Origin of the sequence: Micromonospora sp. NPDC048898, from assembly GCF_043198035.1 — a bacterium.
Taxonomy (GTDB): domain Bacteria; phylum Actinomycetota; class Actinomycetes; order Mycobacteriales; family Micromonosporaceae; genus Micromonospora.
Map to the genome: position 1 here is coordinate 235,522 of NZ_JBICUF010000002.1, position 21,069 is coordinate 256,590.

General features: G+C 71.5%; 13 protein-coding genes and 1 pseudogene. 5 read left to right on the forward strand and 9 right to left on the reverse strand.

Going from position 1 to position 21,069, the window contains the following annotated elements:
• Window positions 1-390: 390 nt before the first annotated feature.
• The 4 genes and pseudogenes from ACGFIQ_RS07935 to ACGFIQ_RS07950 form a co-directional block, all read right to left on the reverse strand.
• The gene (locus ACGFIQ_RS07935; protein WP_393240948.1) at window positions 391-1,206 is read right to left on the reverse strand and encodes an FkbM family methyltransferase; all 816 of its coding nucleotides are present in this window, start codon (window positions 1,204-1,206) and stop codon (window positions 391-393) included.
• Window positions 1,207-1,243: 37 nt separating this feature from the next.
• Window positions 1,244-3,796: pseudogene (locus tag ACGFIQ_RS07940) on the reverse strand (CDP-alcohol phosphatidyltransferase family protein).
• A gap of 195 nt (window positions 3,797-3,991) precedes the next feature.
• A complete protein-coding gene (locus tag ACGFIQ_RS07945) occupies window positions 3,992-5,164 on the reverse strand; it encodes a lactonase family protein (protein WP_393240950.1) in 1,173 nt (390 codons plus the stop codon).
• 142 nt (window positions 5,165-5,306) lie between these two features.
• Window positions 5,307-6,056: a glyoxalase gene (locus ACGFIQ_RS07950; protein ID WP_393240953.1), complete on the reverse strand. Its 750-nt coding sequence runs from the start codon at window positions 6,054-6,056 to the stop codon at window positions 5,307-5,309.
• A gap of 167 nt (window positions 6,057-6,223) precedes the next feature.
• Here ACGFIQ_RS07950 and ACGFIQ_RS07955 point away from each other — a divergent pair, with 167 nt between their 5' ends.
• Genes ACGFIQ_RS07955 through ACGFIQ_RS07970 form a run of 4 tightly spaced genes read left to right on the forward strand, consistent with a single transcriptional unit; the run spans window position 6,224 to window position 9,463 of the window.
• Window positions 6,224-7,150, forward strand: coding sequence for a hypothetical protein (locus tag ACGFIQ_RS07955; RefSeq protein ID WP_393240956.1), 927 nt, complete (start codon window positions 6,224-6,226; stop codon window positions 7,148-7,150).
• Entirely contained in the window at window positions 7,147-7,599 is a 453-nt protein-coding gene (locus tag ACGFIQ_RS07960) for an ABA4-like family protein (protein WP_393240959.1), read from the forward strand. Before ACGFIQ_RS07955 ends, ACGFIQ_RS07960 begins: the two co-directional genes overlap by 4 nt.
• A gap of 5 nt (window positions 7,600-7,604) precedes the next feature.
• A complete protein-coding gene (locus tag ACGFIQ_RS07965) occupies window positions 7,605-8,840 on the forward strand; it encodes a sensor histidine kinase (protein WP_393240962.1) in 1,236 nt (411 codons plus the stop codon).
• Window positions 8,837-9,463 (forward strand): response regulator, encoded by a 627-nt coding sequence (locus ACGFIQ_RS07970; protein WP_393240965.1) that lies wholly within the window; start codon window positions 8,837-8,839, stop codon window positions 9,461-9,463. The genes ACGFIQ_RS07965 and ACGFIQ_RS07970 overlap by 4 nt, the downstream gene beginning before the upstream one ends.
• A gap of 9 nt (window positions 9,464-9,472) precedes the next feature.
• On the opposite strand, the gene ACGFIQ_RS07975 is transcribed toward ACGFIQ_RS07970, so the two are convergent.
• The 4 genes from ACGFIQ_RS07975 to ACGFIQ_RS07990 all read right to left on the reverse strand — a co-directional run bounded on the left by ACGFIQ_RS07975 (window position 9,473) and on the right by ACGFIQ_RS07990 (window position 17,503).
• Complete coding sequence (locus tag ACGFIQ_RS07975) at window positions 9,473-11,263, reverse strand: gamma-glutamyltransferase family protein (RefSeq protein WP_393240968.1); 1,791 nt, start codon at window positions 11,261-11,263, stop codon at window positions 9,473-9,475.
• Between the two features lie 73 nt (window positions 11,264-11,336).
• Complete coding sequence (locus ACGFIQ_RS07980) at window positions 11,337-12,548, reverse strand: MFS transporter (RefSeq protein WP_393240971.1); 1,212 nt, start codon at window positions 12,546-12,548, stop codon at window positions 11,337-11,339.
• A 188-nt stretch (window positions 12,549-12,736) separates the two neighbouring features.
• Window positions 12,737-16,771: a discoidin domain-containing protein gene (locus tag ACGFIQ_RS07985; protein WP_393240975.1), complete on the reverse strand. Its 4,035-nt coding sequence runs from the start codon at window positions 16,769-16,771 to the stop codon at window positions 12,737-12,739.
• Between the two features lie 165 nt (window positions 16,772-16,936).
• On the reverse strand, window positions 16,937-17,503 hold the full coding sequence (locus ACGFIQ_RS07990) for a TetR/AcrR family transcriptional regulator (protein WP_393240978.1): 567 nt from the start codon (window positions 17,501-17,503) through the stop codon (window positions 16,937-16,939).
• 112 nt (window positions 17,504-17,615) lie between these two features.
• On the opposite strand from ACGFIQ_RS07990, the gene ACGFIQ_RS07995 reads away from it, so the two are divergent.
• A complete protein-coding gene (locus ACGFIQ_RS07995; RefSeq protein ID WP_393240981.1) occupies window positions 17,616-19,016 on the forward strand; it encodes an MFS transporter in 1,401 nt (466 codons plus the stop codon).
• A gap of 20 nt (window positions 19,017-19,036) precedes the next feature.
• Here ACGFIQ_RS07995 and ACGFIQ_RS08000 read toward each other — a convergent pair whose 3' ends face one another.
• Window positions 19,037-20,968: a Na+/H+ antiporter NhaA gene (locus ACGFIQ_RS08000; protein ID WP_393240984.1), complete on the reverse strand. Its 1,932-nt coding sequence runs from the start codon at window positions 20,966-20,968 to the stop codon at window positions 19,037-19,039.
• Between the last annotated feature and the right edge of the window lie 101 nt (window positions 20,969-21,069).

The following is a 21,069-nucleotide window of genomic DNA, read 5'->3' on the forward strand; positions in this document are numbered from 1 at the left end:
GCCGAACCACGTACGCCGAAGCCCCATCCATTCTCATGGCTACAAGATAGCGATTGCCGCCACGACACCAGCAGGCGCCGAGCGTCGGGTGCGGTCCACGGAGGGGTGTGCGGATCCGGTGCGCCGAAGGTCGCCGCTGACCCCGGTGGCTGGGGGTGCCCACACGTCCTTTGCTCTGCACCCGCGGACGCGCCAGTTACGGACCGTGCCTGGCGCACCGAAGGGTGCAGAGCAAAGACGCGCCGGTTACGGACCGTGCGTGGCGCACCGGCGGGTGCAGAGCAAAGGACGCGGTACGAGGGGGTCAGCCCAGCACCGGCTGCCGTCGCTGACCTCGCAACTCGCCGCTGGCGCGGCAGGCCCCACGTCGGATCCGGCCGGGTTCGATGCTCAGACGGCGGCGGTGCTCGCCTCGGCTCCCGGCTGGTGCCGACCGGTCACGCAGTACACGTCGCCGGAATTCGCCAGGTGCGGCAGGTCGCGCAGGTGTGCCGCCATGTCACTGGCGGGTAGCCACCGCTCGAAGGTCATCGACTTGTTGTCGCCCAGCGCGACGTCGAAGCCGTCGAAACCGAGCGTGGTCAGCCGATCGAGACACCGACCGGCAACCGCGCGCGCGATCGTGGTGAACTCGAAGGAGAGCGCCGGCAGCGACCGACTCAGGCCGGCCAGCACCTCGTCCTCGAAACCCTCCACGTCTATCTTGGCGAAGGTCGGCACGCCGTGCTCGTCGATCAGCGCGTCGACGGTGACCACCGGCACCTCGATGTCGGCATCCCACACCTCGCCCTCCCACCCGCCGGCACCCTTCGCCGCCCGCACGAAGTCGGGCGAGGCGGTCGACACGGTGGGGTTCGTGGAGTTGACGTGCAACCGGGTACGCCCGGTGCGCGCGCCGCACGCCGCTTCGACGAGAGTGACCTGGTCGTCGTCGGCGTAGATCGCCCGCAGGGCGCGCAGACACAGCGGCTGCGGCTCCACGGCGACGACCCGGGCTCCGAGGCGGCGGAAGCTACCGATGTGGTCGCCCACGTGGGAGCCGATGTCGAAGACGAGATCCCCACTCGTGACGAACCGGGCGTAGAAGGCGTCCATCCGCGCGTCCCGGTCGGGGTCGCCGTAGTAGACGTCCAGCGACCGGTGCAGCGGGGACATCACCGGGTCGATCCGGAGCGCGGCGATCCTGGTGTCGGTGGTAGCCGTCATCTGTGTGGGGTCCAGTCCGTGAGAGAGGTGGCCGGGGTTACGGTCCGAAGGCGGTCAAAAACCGGTCGCGGAAGGCGTCCATCCGCCAGACCGGTGCCTGCGGCCCGGGCTTCAGCCCGTCCTGCCAGCCCCACCCGGAGATCCGGTCCAAGACGGCCCGGTCCCGCGTGATGATCGAGATCGGGACGTCGCGGCTGGCGTTCTCGCCGGTGACGACCGCGGCGGGCTGGTGGTCACCGAGCACGATGAACACGAGATCGTCGTCGCCGTAGGTCTGCACGTAGGAGATGAGCGAGCCCATCGTGTACTCGATGGAGTGCCGGTAGTCCGCCCGGATCTGGGTGGTGCTTCGTCGCCGCTCGTCCGACGCCCGGCCGGCGGCGCGGAAGACCGATCCGTCGCCCACCGTGGCCCAGTCGACGAATGGCGGGACGGGCGTCCAGGGCGCATGACTCGACACCAGCGCCAACTCCGTCATCACCGGGGTGCCGTCGTGCCTCGCCTGCTCCAGCCGCCGCCAACTGGCCAGGGTGTACTGGTCGGGCGGGGTGCCGAAGCTGAACTTCGGGCCACGGTACGCGAGCGTCTTGGCGTTGTAGAACCGGTCGTAGCCGAAGAAGGAGCCCTCTGGCCACGCTCGGGTGACGGCGGGCATGACACCCACGGTCTGCCAGTTCGCCCGCCGGAAGGCGCCGTTGAGGGTCATCCGGTCACTCGCCAGCAGGGTGCGGTGCCGCTGGTCGTTGTCGATCCAGAGGCCGGAGAGCAGCGTGTCGTGCGCGAGCCAACTGCCACCGCCGAACGTCGGCGAGGTGAGGAAGCCGCTCTGCGCGGCGAACCCCGCCGCGGCCAGTCGGCTGGTGCCGCCGTCGAGAACCGCACCGACCTGCGGCGCGAACTCCGGGTCCTCGACGGCGTCCCGGCCGTAGCTCTCCACGAAGGCGATGACCACGTTCTTGCCGCGCAGTGCGGTCAACAACTGGTCGCCCGGTGTGTCGCCGAACCGGTCGTCCTCGATCAGGGCCCCGAACGTCTCCCGGTCGTCGAGGCGCAGGCGCACCTGGAAGCCGTGGCCGTTGGCCAGGGTGGTCGCGGACGTGTCGGAGACCGGTAGACCCGACACCCGCACGTTGAACGCGGCGCAGGCCACCCAGAGGACCACCAGCGCGGCCACGAGCCGCGTCGTCCCGGTGCGGTGCCGGATCACCAGCCACCGCAGTCGTCGCACCGACAACGTGACCAGGATGGGCAGGCCCACGACCAGCACCGCCAGCACGCTCGCGGCGCCGATGGCGGCGGGCCGACCGTACGACTCGCTGAGGAAGGCGAACCCCTCGTCGAGCAACGCCCAGTCGAGCACCGGGTCGAACGCCCGGCTGAGCGAGGCGGAGAACCCCAGGTCGAGCAGCTTCAGCAGGCCGAGCAGGCCGAGGGCCACGCCGGCGAGGGTGGCCACCAGCCGGCTCCACCGCGACGGCAGGGCGAGCAGGAGGGCCACGACCAGCAGCGCCTCCAGGGGGATCCGCACGAACGCCGCCGGGGTGAGACGGCCGAAGTCGTACGGCATGGTGAGGACGAACAACACGAGCAGTGCGGCCAGCACGGTCGTCAGCCGGGCGACGATGGCGCGCCTCGCTCGGCCCGCGCCTGCGGTGCCGTCGTCGGCGGTGCCACCCGGTGGTCCGTCCCTCATCGCCTCTCGCCTCTGGCTCGGCAGCTCACGTACTCGCGTCAAGAGCGACAACCCGGGCATCCTTCCATGGTCACTGCGGAGTGCGGCGTACCCGGCGGCTCAGACGCGGGCGACCCCGCCACGGGCCACGGCGCCCGTCGCACGGTGGCTGGTCAGGTGGACCATCGTGGCCGGTACGGCCGGGGTGCCGTGGAGCGGGGTGTGGCGACGGTGCCGGGTCTGCCACAGCCACGTGACGTCGCGGCCGAACGACTCGATCAGCAGCGCCAGTGACGCCACCAGCACAAGGGTCGTCAGCGGCCCGGGTAGCGCGTCTCCCATGGCCACCATCAACACCACGCCCTGGATCGCCGCGACGACCTTGCGCCAGTAGCGCGGCGGCAGGGACCCACGCATCCAGCCCAGCACCCAGCTCGCGGCGACGAAGACGTAGCGCATCGCGCCGATCGCGAGCACCCAGCCGCCCACCGCCGGAGCGACGTGCAGGCAGAGCACCAGCACCAGGAAGGAGTCGATCTCCATGTCGAAGCGCGCGCCCAGCTCACTGGTGGTCCCGGTGCGCCGGGCCGTGTACCCGTCCACCGCGTCGAGGGCCAACGCCACGGCGGTCAGGGCGACCAGCACCGCGATCGGCGCCGGCCGGGTGAGCGCGTCCGCGGCCAGGGCCGTCACACCGCCGACGAGGATCGCCCGACTCAGGGTCACCCGGTCGGCCGGGCTCAGGCCCCGCGCACCCGAGCGGGACAACCCCCGGCCGAGCAGGGCGCACAGGCCAATCCCGTACGCCAGGCCGGCCGCCCACCCCGCGGCGCCGAGACCGACGGTCCCGGCGAGCACCGCCAGCACCGCGATCTGCACGAGCAGTCCGATGACCGGACCAGTTCGAACCGTTGACATCCTGCCTCCGCGACTCTGGTGGGTGACCCTGACCGTCATCACGGGAGATATGACCGATCGGTTCATTCTGAACACGACCTCGCAGGGTGCTGCGGAGGGACGTGCCCCGGGGCGGTCCGCCCAATCGTCACGCCTCGTGACACGCCGAAAGCTGGTCCCGGTCGGCGAGCGACCGGGACCAGCGGGTGACGCGTCTCAGGAGGCGGCGATGCCTTCCATGCCGATGCCGTTCTCGAACTTCGGCAGGCCCTCCACGGTGGTGACGAGCCTCAGCGAACCGTCCTCGTTCACCTCGTAGCCCTGCACGTTGCCGGCGGTGGCGTTCTGCACGTACAGGAAGCCGTCTTCGGTGGTCATGTCGATCGACCCGCCGTTGGTGTCGGCGGCGACGTTCTTGACGATTTCGAGCTTGCCGTCGTCGTCGACGCGGTAGGAGCTGATGGTGGAGCTGCCCGCGTTGGCGACGAAGAAGTAGTCACCGACGCGCTGGATCCAGCACGACGCCTGCTGACCGTTGGGCACCGACGGCCCGACCTGGTCGAGCGTGCCGTCGTCTTCCAACTCGAACCGGCTGACCGCGTTCGCACCCGACTCGGTGACCAGCAGCGAGTCCTCGCTGTCGAAGGTGAAGCCGAACGGGGTGTTTCCCGCGTCGCTGATGACGGGGTTGCGGGCCAGCTCGCCGTCGCGACCGATCTCGTAGCTGAACATCACGTTGGCGCCCTTGGTCGACACCAGGACGAACTCGCTGTCCGGGTCGATCTTGACCTGGGCCGGGGCGGTGCCGAACGCGGGCGGGTTGCCGTTGTGCAGCCCGAGCGAGCGGTTGGCGTCCTCGATCCGCGACAGGTGTCCCTTGCGCAGCTCGAAGCCCTGCACCGAGCCTTCGCCACCGGCGTTGAGGACGTAGACGAGGTCGCCCCGGGCCGCGATGCTGACCGGCAGCAGGCCACCGGACCAGATGACCTGGAGCTTGTGCAGCTTGGTGCCCTCGACACCGAAGACGGTCACGGTGTTGCTGCCGGCGTTGACCGCGAAGAGCAGCCCCTTGTGGTAGATCAGGGAACCCTGCGAGGCCAGCGCGTCCAGCGGCGCGCCGATGGTGAAGCCGCCCAGCCCGCCGGTCTCGTACTCACCCGCCTTGGTGAGACGGCCGTCCTCGTCGCGGTCGTACACCTTGATGGTGTTGCCTTCGGCCTTGTTCGTCTGGACGAAGACCGCGCCCTCGTCGCCGTGGTGGTTTTCACCCCCCTTGCGGTCGTCGTGGTATCCGGGGCCACCACCGTCGGCGAGAGCCGTTCCGGGGGCCGAACCGACGCTGGTCAGACCCGCCAGGAGGGCTGCCGCGAGCGCAACGCTGCGCTTCATTACTGACTCCTTTACGCACGCGAAGGGAGGAATACGAGTTTTCCTCTGCTTCGAAAGCTATCGGAGGATGTAGTCGTGATGTGCATCCTTACCCTAAAGCGGTAATTTCGTGCCGTTCCGTGCGATAGGCGGTTCGGTGTGCTCACCGCTGCGGCGGCATCCACGGCGTGAGCAGGGCCGGGTCGGCGACGTACTGCTCCACCTGCGTCCGCTGGGCTGGTGTCAGGGACAACGCCCGGAGGCGGGCTCCCCACTCGGGCACCCGGTCGGCCTTGTCCAGCGCGACCGACAACTCGATCAGGCCGGCCAACGCCATCGCCTGCTCGACGGCCGGAGCGCCCTCGGCGCGGCGGCGCATTCCCGAGTCGAGCGCCCGGTAGGCCGCCCGATCGTCCATCTTGAACTCGCGCAGGATCCGCGCGTTGTCGAGCACCCGCGTCAGGCCCTGCAAATCCGTCGACCCGCCGTACTCCAGGTCTTTCGGCTCGTCCCGCTGGATGAAGACGATGGTGTTGCCCGACGGGTCGACGATGCTGAACCGCGACGCTCCGGTGCGGTAGCGGGTCACCCGGGGCAGGCCCTTGACCAGCGCCCTGCCGTAGCTGCGGCGCATCGCCTCGGTGAACGCCGCGTGGTACGCCGCCACCTCGTCGACCATCACCAGGCAGCCACCGGAGGTCTCCTTCGCCGGGTCCAGGTCCTTGGGCGCCGGGCCGTAGTGCAGCTGCAACCCACTCCAGGTGAAGGCCAGGTACAGGTACGGTTTGAGCTGCTCGAAGGCCACCTCGAACCCGAGGGCCCGCCAGAACGCCACAGTCTCCTCCGGCGCCGCGCAGTGCAGCAGCGGCACCACTGTCTCGTTCGGTTGGATGCGGTCCGCATTGGTCGGCACCTGTCGCTCCCCGTCCGCTCGGCAGGCAGGCAATTGTGCCAGCGCCAGCGACGCACTTCGACGGCTTTCATCTCCTACCCGGGGAGGAGGCCCGCTCCGACCGCCGGCCGCAACCGGGGCTCGCGGTCGGACGCTTTCGACGGGACCGGCCACGAGCATCTACAGGCATGACTACCGTGCTGCGTCGGGCGACGCACTGGAACCGCCCACTGATGGTCCTGGTCTCCGTGATGGCGGTGCTCACCGTCATCGCCGCGGTTGGCGTCTTCGCCGACTCGCGCGTCCTCACCGGGGCGCCGATCTGGCTCAAGCCGTTCAAGTTCGGGGTGTCCTTCGTGCTGTACGGCGCGACGCTCGCCTGGATGCTCTCCCTGCTGCCCCGCCGCAGCCGGGCCGTCGAGAGGGCGGCCGTTATCATCGTCGCGGTGGCGGTCGTCGAGAACGCGTGGATCGTCGGTCAGATGCTCCGCGGGGAGACCAGCCACTACAACATCTCCACCCCCCTGAACACCCTGTTGACCGCGTTGACCGGCCTGGCGATCCTGATTCTGTTCGTCGCGCACCTCGTCATCGGGATCGTGGTCCTGATCCAGCGGATCCCCGACCGGGTCGCCGCGACCGCCGTCGGGTGGGGCCTCGGCCTGTCCCTGCTGGGCATGCTCGCGGCGGTGCCGATGGTGCTGCCGACGCAGGACCCGGGGATCGAGGGGATCAGCGGGGCGCACAGCGTCGGCGTGCCCGACGGCGGGCCGGGGTTGCCGATCGTCGGCTGGAGCACCACCGGCGGTGACCTGCGGATCGGGCACTTCGTGGGGCTGCACGCCCTCCAGGCGCTGCCGATCCTGGCGATCCTGCTGACCCGGTTCGCCACCCGGCTGGACGCGCGTACCCGCGTCCGCCTGCTGGTCGTCGCGGGCAGCGCGTACGGCGTACTCATCGTGTTGTTGACCTGGCAGGCGCTGCGCGGACAGCCGCTGCTGCGCCCGGACGCCGGCACGCTGGCCGCGGCCGCGGCCCTGCTGGTCGCGACGGCGGCCGCCACCGGGCTGGTGCTGGCCCGCCGACGCCGCCCGGAACTGGCGTTGGCCGCGTGACCCAGACGCTGTTCTCCCTGACGTTCGCGGTGGCCGCGCCGTTCTGGGCGCTGATGATCCTGCTGCCGCGCTGGACGTGGACCGCCCGGATCATCGCCTCGCCGCTGATCGTGCTGCCGGTCGTGGTGATCTACGCCCTGCTGGTGATCCCGGCGATCGGCGACGTGCTGACGGCCGTGCGGTCACCGACCCTGGACGGGGTGCGTGACCTGCTCGGCACCTCGACCGGGGCGGCGGCGGGCTGGGCGCACATGATCGCCTTCGACCTGTTCGTCGGCCGCTGGGCGTGGTTGGACAGCAGGGAACGGGGGGTGCCGGCGCTGGTGATGGCTCCGGTGCTGCTGCTGACCATCCTGCTCGGACCGCTGGGCCTGGCCGCGTACCTCGCGGTCCGGCCCCGGTGGCGGCGGCCGGCGGCTGCCGCCACCGGCGCGCAGCACCTAGGCTGACCACCGTGGGATGGCCGGGGCGACTGTTCGACATGCGGGACACGCTCGTGCGGATGGTGCTGCTCGACCTCAGCGGGCTCGGTTTCCTGCTCCTCGTCCCCCACCGCCACACCACCAGCACGACACAGTGGATCCTCGCGGTGGTCGCGTTCGCGGTGGCGCTGGCGGCACACCGTCGACCGGTGGTCAACCTGGTGATCCAGACCGCCCTGCTGGCGGTCGCGCTCGGCCTCGTCGAGGACTTCACGATCAACCAGGTCGGTGCCAGTTGGGCGCTGCTCGAGGTCACCATGCGGGCACATCGCCCCCGGGTCATCTGGCTGTCCAGCGCGCTGCTGGTGGTGGTCAACCTGATCGACTCGATCGGCGACACGCTCAGCCAACTCGGCTCCGGTGTGGTCGGCCTGGCCCTGGAGGTCGGCGTGCCGGTGCTGCTCGGCCTCGTCATCCGCACCAACCGCCAGTTGAGTCGACAGGCCGTCGAGCGGGCGGTGGCCGAGCAGCGCCAGCACGCGTCGGAGACCCGTGCGGCCCGCGCCGACGAACGCGCCGCCATCGCCCGCGAGCTGCACGACGTCGTCGCGCACCACGTGGCGTCGATGGTCCTGCGGGTCGGCGTGGCCCGGCACGTGCTCACCGACCTGGACCCCCGGGTGGGCGCGGTGTTCGACGACGTGCACGGCACCGGCACCGCGGCCCTGGCGGAGCTGCGCCGGCTGGTCGCGGTGCTGCGCGACCCCGACGGGGTACGCGGTGACGCGGCGCTGACCGCGATCGACCCCTCGGCGCTGCCGGCGGCGATCGGCGCGTCCATCGACCGGGCCCGCCAGGCTGGTGTCACAGTGGAGGCCGACCTCGATCCGGCGATCGGCTCGCTCGACGCGGTCCGCGGCATGGCGGTGCTGCGACTGACCCAGGAGGCGCTGACGAACGTGGCCAAACACGCGGGGACGTCCGCGTTCGCCCACCTCGTGGTCACGGTCCGCGACGATGCCGTGCACTGGGAGGTGGCCGACAAAGGACACGGTGGGGCGTCGGTGGGCGCGCCGACCGGTGGCGGGCACGGCATCACCGGGATGCGCGAGCGCGTCGAGGTCCTCGGCGGTCGACTGGAGGCCGGCCCGACACCGACGGGGTGGCGGGTGCGCACCGTGCTCCCGGCCCCCGCCGAGCCGCCCGCCCGCTCGGTGCCCCGCGACCGCACGGCCCCCGCCGGTTCGCCCGCGCCGGAGCCGGCGTGATCCGGGTGTTGCTGGTCGACGACCAGCACCTCATCCGAGCCGGGTTGCGCATGCTCTGCGACGCCCAACCCGACATCGAGGTCGTCGGCGAGGCCGACAACGGCCGCGAGGCGATCCCGCTGGCCGGGCGGCTCCTGCCCGACGTCGTCGTCATGGACCTGCGCATGCCCGGTGTCGACGGGATCACCGCGACCAGCCGGATCCTCGCCGACCGCCCCAGCACCCGCATCCTGGTGCTGACCACGTTCGGCGACGACGACCACCTCTACCCCGCCCTGACCGCCGGAGCCTGCGGGTTCCTCCTCAAGGACGCGCCGCCGGTCGAGCTGCTCGACGGCATCCGCCGGGCCGCCGTCGGTGACAGCCCGTTCAGCCCGGAGGTGCTGCGGCGTCTCGTCCAGCGCGCGGTGCACGCCCGACCCGAGACTCCACGACTGGTGCAGGGTCTGACCGCCCGCGAACGGGACGTGCTGGACCTGGTCGCCGAGGGCCTGTCCAACACCGAGATCGGCGACCGGTTGCACATCGGTGTCACCACGGTGAAGACCCACATCACCAGCCTGATGACCAAGACCGACAGCCCCAACCGGGTACGCCTCGCCCTGTTCGCGCGCGGCGTCTGACGGCCCGCCCTAACGGCCGCACGCGTAGCCCTGCATGCCTCGGGGGTTGGCACCGGCGGCCAGCACGCCCGTCGACGGATCACGGGTCACCGCGCACAGCCGGCCCAGGCTCCATCCGTCGGTGACCCGCACCTCGTGCCCGTACGCCCGCAGGGCCGCCCGCACGCCCTCGTCGAGCCGGTCCTCCACCACCAGGACGCCGGGCTCCATCGCGCGTGGATAGAACGACTCCGGCAGGCTCAGCGTGTGCCACGCCGGCGCGTCGATCGCCTCCTGGAGCGGTTGGCCAGCGAGGAGATGCCGCAGCAGGAACGGCAACTGCCACTGGTCCTGCTGGTCACCGCCGGGGGTCCCGCAGGCCAGCACCGGTTCGCCGTCGCGGTGCACCATCGTCGGGCTCAACGTCGTACGCGGTCGACGGCCCGGCGTCAACGAGGACGCGAACCCCTCCTCCAGCCAGCACATCTGCAACCGGCTGCCCAGCGGGAAGCCGAGTTCCGGAATGGTCGGCGAACTCTGCAACCAGCCCCCACTGGGGGTCGCGGAGATCATGTTGCCCCAGCGGTCGACGACGTCCACGTGGCAGGTGTCGCCACGGGTCACCCCGTCCGAGCGCACGGTCGGCTCCCCGGTCGTCGGGTCCGTCGCGTGTGCCCGCCGTACGGTGTCGGGTCGGACGTGGGCCGGCAGGCGTGGCCGCGAGCCGCCAGGTCGCCCCGGCCGCAACTCCGCCGACGCGCGATCACCGATCAGGGCCGCCCGCTCGCGCGCGTACTCCCGGGAGAGCAGCGCGGTGCCGGGCACCTCGGCGCCGTCGCCGTACCACGCCTCCCGGTCGGCGAAGGCGAGCTTGAGCGCCTCGACCTGGGCGTGCACTCCCGCCGCGGTCGCCGGGTCGTAGGCACCGGGATCGTCGAGCGCGTCCAGGGTGGCCAGCGTCTCCAGCAACACCGGACCCTGGCCCCAGAAGCCGGTCTTCGCCACCGAGTAGCCGTGCCAGTCGAGGGTGACGGGCGCCTCCCAGGTCGCCGAGTACGCGGCCAGGTCGTCACCGGTGACCAGCCCGGCGTGCGGCCGTCCACTGGAGTCCTGGAACGGCCGCCGGCTGAACGCGTCGATCGCCTCGGCCACGAAACCCGTGCTCCAGGCCCGGCGCGCGGCCTCGATCTGCGCCTCCCGGTCCGCGCCGGCCGCCTGTCCCGCCTCGACCAGCCGGCGCAGGGTGTCCGCGTACGCCGGGTTGGCGACCATCTCCCCCGCCACCGGTGGCCGGCCGCCGCGCAGCCAGAGCGCGGCGGAGGTCGGCCAGTGCTCCTCGAACAGTGACCGGACGGCCGCCACGGTGGCGCCGGCCTGACCCACCAGCGGGTGTCCGGCGGCGGCGTAGCCGATGGCCGGGTCCAGCACCTCGGCGAGGGTGCGTGTGCCATGTTCGCGCAGCAGCAGGAGCCAGGCGTCCACGGCGCCGGGTACGGCCGCCGCGAGCGGCCCGGCGCCCGGGACGAGGTCCATCCCGAGGGACCGGAAGTGCGCGATCGTGGCACCGGCCGGCGCGGGACCCTGCCCGCACAGCACCTTCGGCCTGGGGTCCCGCGCGGTGGCCACGATGGCCGGCACCTCGCCGCCCGGTCCGTTGAGGTGCGGTTCGACCACGTGCAGGACGAACCCGGCGGCGACCGCCGCGTCGAAGGCGTTGCCGCCGCGTTCCAGGATGCCCATCGCCGACTGGCTGGCGAGCCAGTGCGTGGAGGAGACCATGCCGAAGGTGCCCCGCAGCGTGGGTCGGGTGGTGAACGTCATGAGGACACCTCAATGGCAGCCGCGGTGCGGACGCAAGACCTCCGGGTCTGCCCGCGCGCACACCGGCCGCTGCTCAGTGCGCGGGCCGGGCCCGGCCGCCCCGGACGAGACTGAGCAGGACGACCAGGGCGAGCACCGCCACCACCGCGCTGAAGATCTCGCCGGCCGGACGCAGACCGGTGCCCTGGATCAGCAGACCGACCGCGACGGCCGGCACGCCGAGCATGGCGAACAGGATGGCGAAGAAGGTGGACACCGCCTCGGCCCGTTGCTGCGGTTCGGTCTTCATCGTGATCGTCGCGATGCCGTCGCCGACCGCCACCCCGGACGCCACCCCGGTGATCGCCGCGCTGACCAGCAGCGTCGCCAGCAGGGCCATCCACATGCTGAACGCGAGCAGACCCGCCCCCACGATCAGACCGACGCAGGCGCTGGCCAGCGCGGCGCGCGAGGACAGGACACGGGTCAGCAGCTGACCGAACGCGGCGCCGGCGAACGCCACGAAGACCACGAGCGCGGCCAGGGTGTGCGAGGTCTCGTGCAGGACCACGCCGAGGAACAGCCCGGTCACCGACGTGAGTACGCCGAGCGCGGCGAAGCCGGCACCAGCGGTGATCGCCGAGCGGACGAAGGTGCCACGGATGTTCGCCGGGATGCGCAACCGTTGCACCCGCAGCGTCACCGGCGAGCGCTCCCGCACCGTCTCCGGTACGCCGCGCAGGGCGATGATCGCGGCCACCGCCAGGACCAGCACGATCAGCCAGGGCAGCCGGAGCGGGTCGGGTGCCACGTCCGACACGATCCCGGACAGCAGGGTGCCGGTGGCGAGGCCGCCCAGGTTCGCGAAGATCGACACGGTGGCGGCACGTTTCGGATGCCGTGGGCTGATCAACTCTGCCAACGCCGCGGTCGCCGCACCGATGATCAGCGCGGCGGAGAAGCCGGCGAGGATCCGACCCACGATGATCATCGCCAGGTCCACGGCAGCCAGGAAGACCGCGTCCGCGGCGACGGAGAGCAGCAGCGCGACGAGGATGACCGGGCGGCGGCCGATCTGGTCGGAGAGCCGACCGAAGACCAGCAACCCGACGACCACGCCCAGCGCGTACAGCGCGTAGACCACTGTCACGGTCAACGACGAGAAGCCGAACTCCATCTCGTAGAGCGGATAGAGCGGGGTCGGCACGGTGGTGCCCACGAGCGTGATCCAGAAGGCGAACGCGACCCGCACCGCGCCGGACGCGGACCGCGCCACTGCGCCGTCGGCGCGGCTGGCCTCGGACATGATCAGTCCCCCCGGGCTCGGACCCCTGCGCGCGGGCCGCCGACTCCCGCGCTCTCCCCGCTGCGGCTCCGGTCCCCGCGTCCAGCATGGGTCGTCACCGTGGCGCAGGTGCGGTAACGGCCCGAGACGCCCGCATCGGGTGGTCGCGGGGGAAGCGGGCCATACCGCGCCGCCTCCCCCGCGTACTCCTAGGAGTTGTACGCCTGCGCGGTCACCGTGACCTGGCGGGCCAGGCCCGGCCGCGCGGGCCAGGAGATCCCCACCTGGCGGGTCTCCCCCGGCAGCAGCCAGAAGTAGTTGTCGTCGTAGCGGGCCGGGAGAACCCGGTCACCGCGCTTGTCGCGGACGGCCAACCGGACCAGTGCGGCGACCGCCCGGCCCTGGTTGCGGACCGTCGTGGTGACGGTGTTCCGGCCGTCCACGACGCGTACGGTGCTCGACGACGTCGACAGTCGGGTGCTCGGCAGGTCGTTGAGCGCCCGCATCTGCTCGGCCTTGTCGTACCGCCAGTAGGTGTTCTCGGTGAGCAGCCGGTCGCGGCTGTCCCGCAGCTCCAGCCGGACCAGGTGCAGCCCGCCCGCGTCCGGCGCGGCGAGCGCGAAGACCGGCGTGGTGGCCGAACGGGCGACGTCCACCCGCTGACGCTGGGGCGTGCCCAGCGACCGGCCGCTCAGGTCGTAGCGGCGGGCGGTGACGGTGACACCGGTGAGCGCCGCGGCCGTGTGGTTGACCACCCGCACCTGCCAGGTGCCCGGGTCGGCCTGCACGTGCAGGGGCTCGCACCCCTTCCGGGCGCCGTAGTAGGCGCCGTTGACGTCGAGGTCGTAGTCGTAGGTCTGCCAGACCGTGCTGTGCCACGCCGGGTGCGACATCCACAGCAGCAGCCCGGTGGCGTCCTGCCACAGGTTGGCGTTCCACGCCTCGAACATGGCGCGGTGGCTCTCGTAGTTGACGAACTGCGCCCGCGCGGCGAACTCGTCGAGCGACCCGGACTCTCCCAGCCGCGCGTCGATCGCGGCCTGGTACGTGCCGACGCGCTGGTTCCCGATCGTCGACCAGTCGTGGTAGTTCCACACCTCACCGGGCGGCCACTCCGGCGCGTCACCGACGAGCTTGCGCATGCTCTCGGCCACCGACACCACCGGCATGCCGATCTCGGTGTGGAAACCGAACGCCCCGGTGTCGTACGTGTTCCGGTTGTTGTACGTCGCCGGCTCGACCCAGTGGTACGGGCCGTGGCCGCTGACGATGCCGCCGGCGGAGTTGGGGATGTAGAGGATCTCCGGGTGCTCGGTGGCGGCGGCCTGCTTCAGCCCGGCGTCCACGATCGGCGGCGGGTCACCCTCGTTGGCGCCGCACCACACCACGATGCTGGGGTGGTGGCGGAATCGCCGGATCGTGTCGGCGGCGATGTCCACGTAACCGGGCGGGTTGGGCAGGAACGCGCCGGCCTGCCAGAAGTCGTTCCAGACCAGGATGCCCTGCTCGTCGCAGGCCTGGTACAGCTCCTCGCGGTTGCTGCTGCCCAGCCAGTTGCGGATCATCGTGAAGTTCATGTCGCGGTGCATCTCGACCGTGTCGGCCAGCCGGTCGGGCAGCACCCGGCGCAGCAGTTCGTCCCAGCCCCAGTTGCCGCCCCGCGCGAACACCGGCACACCGTTCACGCTGAGCTTGAGCTGGGTGACGGCGTTGCTCACCGACTTCACGTCGGTCCACCGCTGCCCGTCGGTCGAGACCTGGATGACGAAGTCGCGGGCGTACGCCTGCTCCCAGACGATGGTGACCTGGTCGAAGTCGACCGGCTTGCCGAGGTCCACCTGGATCCACTGGTTGTCCTCGAACGTCGACGACCACCGGGTCCGGGGGTTGCCGTCGACGGCCCGGTCGGGGCCGTTCGAGTCACTGTCGGACGACGAGGCGGTGGCGGTCCTGCGCAGGGCCAGGTCGACGTCCGGCTCGGCCTGCCGCTGCACCGACAGCGCCCACATGGACACCCCCCACGAGGTCACCCGCGCGCCGGTCTGGATGCGCAGGTGCTGGGCGGTCTGACTGGCGAACGTCTCGACCTGGGTGGCGCGGCTGCCCAGCGGGGTGTCGTTGCTGACCGACGTCACGTCACTCCAGGCGTCGCCGTCGGCGGAGACCTGGACGCGGAAGTCCAGCGCGTACGCCTGCTCCCACACGATGGTGACCCGGTCGAAGTCGACGGCCGACCCGAGGTCGACCTGGATCCACTGGTTGTCCTCGGCCCGCGAGGCCCAGCGGGTCGCCGGGTCGCCGTCCACGGCCCGGTCGGGCCCGTTGGTGTCGCTCTCCGACGACGACGCGGTGGCGTCGCGGCGCAGGGCCAGATCCGGGCCGGTGCCATCGGCCACCGACAGCGCGAACATCGAGATGCCCCAACCGGTGGCGCGCTGACCGGCCTGGATGCGCAGGTGCCGGGCGTGCTGCCGGTCGAACGTGACAGTCTGGGTGGCCGCGCCGTCGACGAACTCCAGCGCGGGCTTGCCGGGCGGCGAGATCACGATCGGCTGGTGCCAGTCGTAGGCGAACTCCCGGATGCCGAAGCGGAGCTGTCGCCGGTCGCTGACCGCGCGCCTGACGGTGGCGGTGAGCGTGAGGTCGTACAGGTGCGGCTCGCCGTAGCCGTTGGGCCACCACAGTCGGGGCTTGCGCAGGCGCAGCGCGCCGAAGCGCTCCGGCGTGAAGGTGACGGTGGTGCTGCCGCCGGCGGGGACGGTGAGCGTGGACTCGACGCGTACCTTCTGGAACTCCGCGCGCACCGTGACGGTGGTGGCGGTGGCCGTCGCGTTGCGGATCGGCACCCGGATGGTGACCTCGGCGGTGTCGGTGGCCGGCAGGTCGGGCAGCGTGGTCTGCACGTGCGGATCACCGATCACGACGGCGCCGGTGCTGCGCAGGCGGACGTGGTCCCAGAGGCCGCTGACCCGGTCGCGGACGGCGGGCATCCAGTCCCACCCGGACACCGCCAGGTAGGTCGGGGCGTCGAGGTAGTGGTGAGCCGACTGGAGGAAGGTGCGACCGTCGGTGCCCTTGTCGCCGGGGGTGCCCGGGTGCGGCATCGGGGTGACCCGCACGGCGAGGACGTGCTCGCCCCGGTGACCGGCCAGCGCGTCGGTGATGTCGAAGGCCGCCCGCGCGAACGGGTGCTTGACCCCGCCGACCTGCACGCCGTTGACCCAGGCCGTGGCCTCGTGGTTGATCCCGTCGAACTCCAGCCAGATCCGTCGACCGGCCGAGGTGTCCAGGTCGCGCGGCAACCGCAGCGCGCGCCGATACCACCAGGTGTGCCGCGACAGCGCCTCCGGGATGCGCATGTTGTTGAAGCCGGCGACGGGGTCGGGCAGGTGGCCCTGCTCGACCAGGGTGCCCAGCACGGTGCCGGGCACCGTCGCCGGCAGCCAGGACCGCACGTCGACGCCGGGACGGGAGAGTTCGGCGCCGTTGGCGGTGCCCGCGAAGTCGTCAATCGTCAGCGACCAGCCCGACTCCAGGGGCACCGTGCCGTCGGCGGCGACCCGCAGCTCCGGGGTGGGGCCGGTGTTGCCGCCCTCCCAACTGGTCCAGCCCTCGGCCTTCGGCCGGCCCGTCAGGGGTACGCCGTACACCTGGAAGCCGTTGAGTCCCACCGGGTTGCTGTTCGCGCGCTTGGTGGCCGTCATCCGGATCCATCGCGCGGTGACCGGCTCCGGCAGCGTGATGGCCTGCACGCCGCCCTGACCCTCGGCGGTCTCGTACACCGACCGCCAGGCGCGGCCGTCGGTCGAGACCTCGATCCGGTACGCCGTCGCGGCGCTGGAGAGGATCTCGTCGCCGTCGGTGTCGGTGTAGTTACCGTCGAACGGTCCGTCGGTCAGCGTGGCCTCGAAGACCAGGGTGACGGCCTCGATCCGGCACGGGGCCTGCAGGTCCACCGAGATCCACTGCGGATCGCCGGCGGCGGCCCGCCAACCACTGCCCCGGACTCCGACCTGCGGCAGACCATCCACGGCGAAGGTGCCGGGCGTCGGCGCGTAGTCGGTGGAGGAGACCGCGACAGGGCGGTACCGGGCGAGGTCGGTGGGCGGCGGCGGGGCAGCCGGCGTCGCCGGAGCGGCGGCCGCGACGGCGTCCGGTAGGGCGGCGCTCACCCCGACGGAGGCCAGCAGCGTGGCTCCGGCGGAGAGGAAGGTACGCCGCGAGAGGGGCGGTTGCTCGGACATCGTGCCTCCAGACGTGACAACGTTGTCACATGTTGGTCGCTGACAACGTTGTCAGATCGTGGCGGCATGTTTCAGAAGAGTCAAGCCCCCAAGTCCATCGTGATCCCCCGAACACGGTCCGCATCTGTTCCACTTCGGACATCGACGCGTGGACGATGACTGCACTCACTCCGGCTCCGCGCCCAACCCGTCCAGGGCGACCGTGAGGACATGGTCGCGCTGCTCGGCGCGGGGGAAGTGCCCGGAGGCGATGGCGCTGGCGAGCCGCATCACGTCGTCGATCGTCACGTCGGCGCGCACCTCCCGCGCCCGCTGCGCGCGCTCCAGCAGCGGCCCGCCCGCCGCATAGAGCGCCCGCCGACACTCCTGGTACGCGGCGGACTCCCGGTTGAGGCCGGCGGCCAGGGGCTGCTTCGCTCCGATGTACTCCACGAAGCGCCGCAGCCACGCGTCCAGGGCAGCCCGGGGGGGCAGGGAGCCGACGTCCTCGGCCGCCTCGCACACCGCCTCGACCTCGCTGACGTAGACGTTCTCGATCAGCACCTCGCGGGTCGGGAAGTTGCGGTAGAGCGTCGCGATGCCCACGCCCGCGCGCCGGGCGATCTCCTCGAGGGCAGCGTCCGCGCCCTGCTCAGCGAAGGCGACACGGGCCGCCGCGAGGATCGCGTCGTAGTTGCGCGCCGCGTCCGCCCGGTGCGGGCGGGCCACGCGCAGGTGGGTGAGGGCCGTCACGGTGCCGATGTCTCCCAGCGTTAGCAAACGGAGGCCGCCTATCACTATAGTGATAAGTCGCCTCCACTTATCCGGAGGCTGCCTATCAGTCTAGCCCGAAAGAAGGCAGACCATGTCCCCGACTCCCGCCTCCCGCCGCGGGATCGCCCTGTCGCTCATCCTCGGCTCACAGCTGATGATGACGCTCGACACCTCGATCATCACGACCGCGCTGCCGCACGTGCAGCGCCAGTTCGGTTTCACCCAGTCCGGGCTCTCCTGGGTGCAGAACGCCTACGTCCTGGCCTTCGGCGGTCTGCTCCTGCTCGGCGCCCGGGCCGGCGACCTCCTCGGCCGCCGCCGCGTCTTCGTCATGGGGATCGTCCTGTTCACCGTGGCGTCCCTCGCCGCCGGTCTCGCGCAGAACGGCGGCTGGTTGATCACCGCCCGCGTCGCGCAGGGGCTCGCCGCCGCGCTCGCGGTGCCCTCCACGCTCGCCCTGCTGGTCGCCGACCACCCCGAGCCGGGGGCCCGGGCCAAGGTGATCGCCCTCTACAGCGCGGTCATCGGCGCCGGCGGCAGCGTCGGGATCGTGATCGGTGGAGTCTTCACCGACCTGCTGTCCTGGCGCTGGGGGATGCTCGTCAACGTCCCGATCGGCATCGCCATCACGCTGCTCGCCCCGCGGTTCCTGGTCGAGACCGAACGCCGCCGGGGCACCTTCGACCTCGGCGGCGCGCTGGCCTCCACCGCCGGCATGACCGCCCTCGTGTACGGCTTCATCCAGGCCGCCGCAGCCGGTTGGAGTGCGCCCACCACCGTGGTCTCGCTGGGCCTCGGCGCCGTCCTCCTGATCGCCTTCGTCCTGATCGAGCACCGGGCGCCGCAACCCATCACCCCGCTGCGGCTCTTCCGCAGCATGGAGCGCTCCGGCGCGTACGCCGGACGGATCCTCATCGTCGGCGCGACCTTCTCCACCTTCTACTTCCTCAGCCAGTATCTCCAGGAGGTGCTGCACCTCAGCGCCCTGCAGACCGGCTTCGCCTACGTGCCCATCACCGGCATGTTCTTCGCCATGGTCTACGTCATCCGGCCCCTGCAGAACCGGCTCGGCCGGCCCATCCTGCTGGTGGCGTCCCTCGCCATCGCGCTGGTCGGCATGGCGTGGCTGTCCCGGATCTCGACCGACTCCAGCTACTTCCCGGACGTGCTGCTGCCGCTGCTGGTGATCGGAATCGGCCAGGGCATAGCGATCATCCTGATGACCCAGGGCGGCGTCGCCGGTGTCGAACCGAAGGACGCCGGCGCCGCGTCCGGGCTGGTCAACGTCGCCCACCAACTCGGCGGCTCGCTCGGCATCGCGATCCTGACCATCGCGTACACCCGTGCCAGTGCGACGGCCGACCCGACCGCCGGCTTCCACGCGGCCTTCACCGGCGCGGACGTCTTCTTCCTGATCGCACTGTCCCTGGCGGTCGTCGTGGCCATCGCGGGCCGTCGCGCCAGGCAGCTCGCCGCTCTACCCGCCGGCTGAGCGGGCGGACTGTCGGGCGGTCAGCCCGACAGTCCGCCCGCACGCCCGGGACCCCGAGGGTGGTACTCGGGGCGGAGCTTCGCACTGGCGAACGCCCCCCTCACCGCCGCCGAGAGCGCCGCCATGTCGTACGCGCCGTGGTGCCGCCGGCCGTTGATGAAGAACGTCGGGGTGCCGGTGACGCCGCTGAGGTCGGCGGAGTCCACGTCCTCGGCGACCCGGTCGACGCCCATCCGCCTCACCATGTGCTCCCGGAACTGGTCGAGGTCCAGGCCGAGCTGTTCGGCGTAGCCGAGCACCTCGGTGGGGTCGAGTGCGTCCTGGTGTGCCAGCAGCAGGTCGTGCATCTCCCAGAACGCGCCCTGCGCCCCCGCCGCCTCGGCGGCCTCCGCGGCGAGTTGGGCGTGTGAGTGGACGTCGGTGAGCGGCAGGTGCCGCCAGACGTACCGGACGTTGGCGAAGTCGGCAAGCAGTTCCCGGACCACCGGCTCGGCCTGACCGCAGTAGGGACATTCGAAGTCGCCGTACTCCACGACCGTCACCGGCGCCTCGACCGGCCCCCGCATGTGGTCGCGCCGCTCGTCGACCGGCCACATCAGGTCGACGATCCCCTCGGTGACGCCCAGTAGCGCCCGGGTACGCCGTGCCGGCGGCATCCGCCCGGCCGAGCGGAACACCAGCCAGGTGACGAGGGACGCGCCGAGGGTCGCGACGAGAATGCCGAGTTTCGCCTCGTCCAGGGCGGGGCCGCTGAGGGCATGGGTGGCGACCAGGATGGCAACGGTGAACCCGATGCCGGAGACCGTGCCGACCCCCGCGACGGCGAGCCAGCCCACCGGCGGCCGGAACCGGTTGCCGCTCAGCCGCGCCACCAGCCACGAGGTGGCCACGATCCCGGCCGGCTTGCCGACGACGTACGCGACCACGACGCCGAGCGTGACCGGGGAGGTCACGGCCCGGGCCAGCAGGTCGCCGTCGACCACGATTCCGGCGTTCGCCAGCGTGAAGAGCGGCACGACCACGTAGCTCGCCCACGGATGGTAGAGAGCCTGCAGCCGATCGTTCGGCGAGACCGCCGACGTGAGACCGGCCCGGGCCATCCGGGCGAGCTGCGGGGTGGGCTGTTCCCGGAAGAGGCGGAACTGGTCGCTCGCCCGCTGCAGGTCGCCGCGACCCGGGGCGTAGGCGTAGGTCAGCAACCCCATCACGAGACCCACCGCGACCGGGTCGACACCGGATTTCGAGACGGCGACCCAGGCCGCCACCCCCAGCAGCGCGTAGACCGGCCCGAATCGCACACCGAAACCCCGCACCAGCAGGACGAGGGCGAAGATTCCCACCGCGACCAGCAGCGCCCTCGGCGACGGATGCTGCGGGTAGGCGATCGCCAACACCGCGATCGCCAGCACGTCGTCGACGACGGCGACGGTCAGCAGGAAACCCCGCAGCCGATCGGAGAAACGCGGCCCGAAGACGGCCAGCGCACCGAGCGCGAGCGCCGTGTCCGTGGCCATCACCACACCCCAGCCCGCGGCGGTGCCACGTCCGGCGTTGATCGCGAGATAGATCGCGATCGGCAGGAGCATGCCGCCGAAGCCGGCCAGCATCGGCAACGCCAGGCGACGGCGCTCCCGCAGCTCGCCGATGTCGAACTCGCGGCGCAACTCCAACCCGGCCACCAGGAAGAAGAAGGTCATCAGGCCGCTGTTGACCCAGGTCCGCAGGTCGTGCGACACCGGCCAGTCGCCAAGCTGGACCGAGAACGACGTGCTCCAGACCGACTCGTACGACCGGACGTGCAGATTGGCCCACGTGAGAGCCACCACCGCGGCGATCAGCACCACCCGGGCGCCGCCGGTCTCGGTACGCAGGAACGCGCGCAGCGGAGTGTTGAACCGCCCCTCCCAGGTGGTCCGGCTGCTCCACCCCCGCAGTGGTCTGCTGCTCGTCACGGGGACAATCCTCGTCGAGCTGGTCGGCCCGTGGTTCGGATTCGCGTACGCCGCGCCTGGTGCGCGCGGAGAGCGTCCCCGTCCTCGTCGACCACCCTGGG

Coding starts and splice junctions, on each gene's coding strand:
- ACGFIQ_RS07945 (WP_393240950.1), bottom strand. CDS start 5,164: ATGAAGCGCAGCGTTGCGCTCGCGGCAGCCCTCCTGGCGGGTCTGACC.
- ACGFIQ_RS07975 (WP_393240968.1), bottom strand. CDS start 11,263: ATGACGTTCACCACCCGACCCACGCTGCGGGGCACCTTCGGCATGGTC.
- ACGFIQ_RS07995 (WP_393240981.1), top strand. CDS start 17,616: ATGTCCCCGACTCCCGCCTCCCGCCGCGGGATCGCCCTGTCGCTCATC.
- ACGFIQ_RS07935 (WP_393240948.1), bottom strand. CDS start 1,206: ATGACGGCTACCACCGACACCAGGATCGCCGCGCTCCGGATCGACCCG.
- ACGFIQ_RS07955 (WP_393240956.1), top strand. CDS start 6,224: ATGACTACCGTGCTGCGTCGGGCGACGCACTGGAACCGCCCACTGATG.
- ACGFIQ_RS07985 (WP_393240975.1), bottom strand. CDS start 16,771: ATGTCCGAGCAACCGCCCCTCTCGCGGCGTACCTTCCTCTCCGCCGGA.
- ACGFIQ_RS07980 (WP_393240971.1), bottom strand. CDS start 12,548: ATGTCCGAGGCCAGCCGCGCCGACGGCGCAGTGGCGCGGTCCGCGTCC.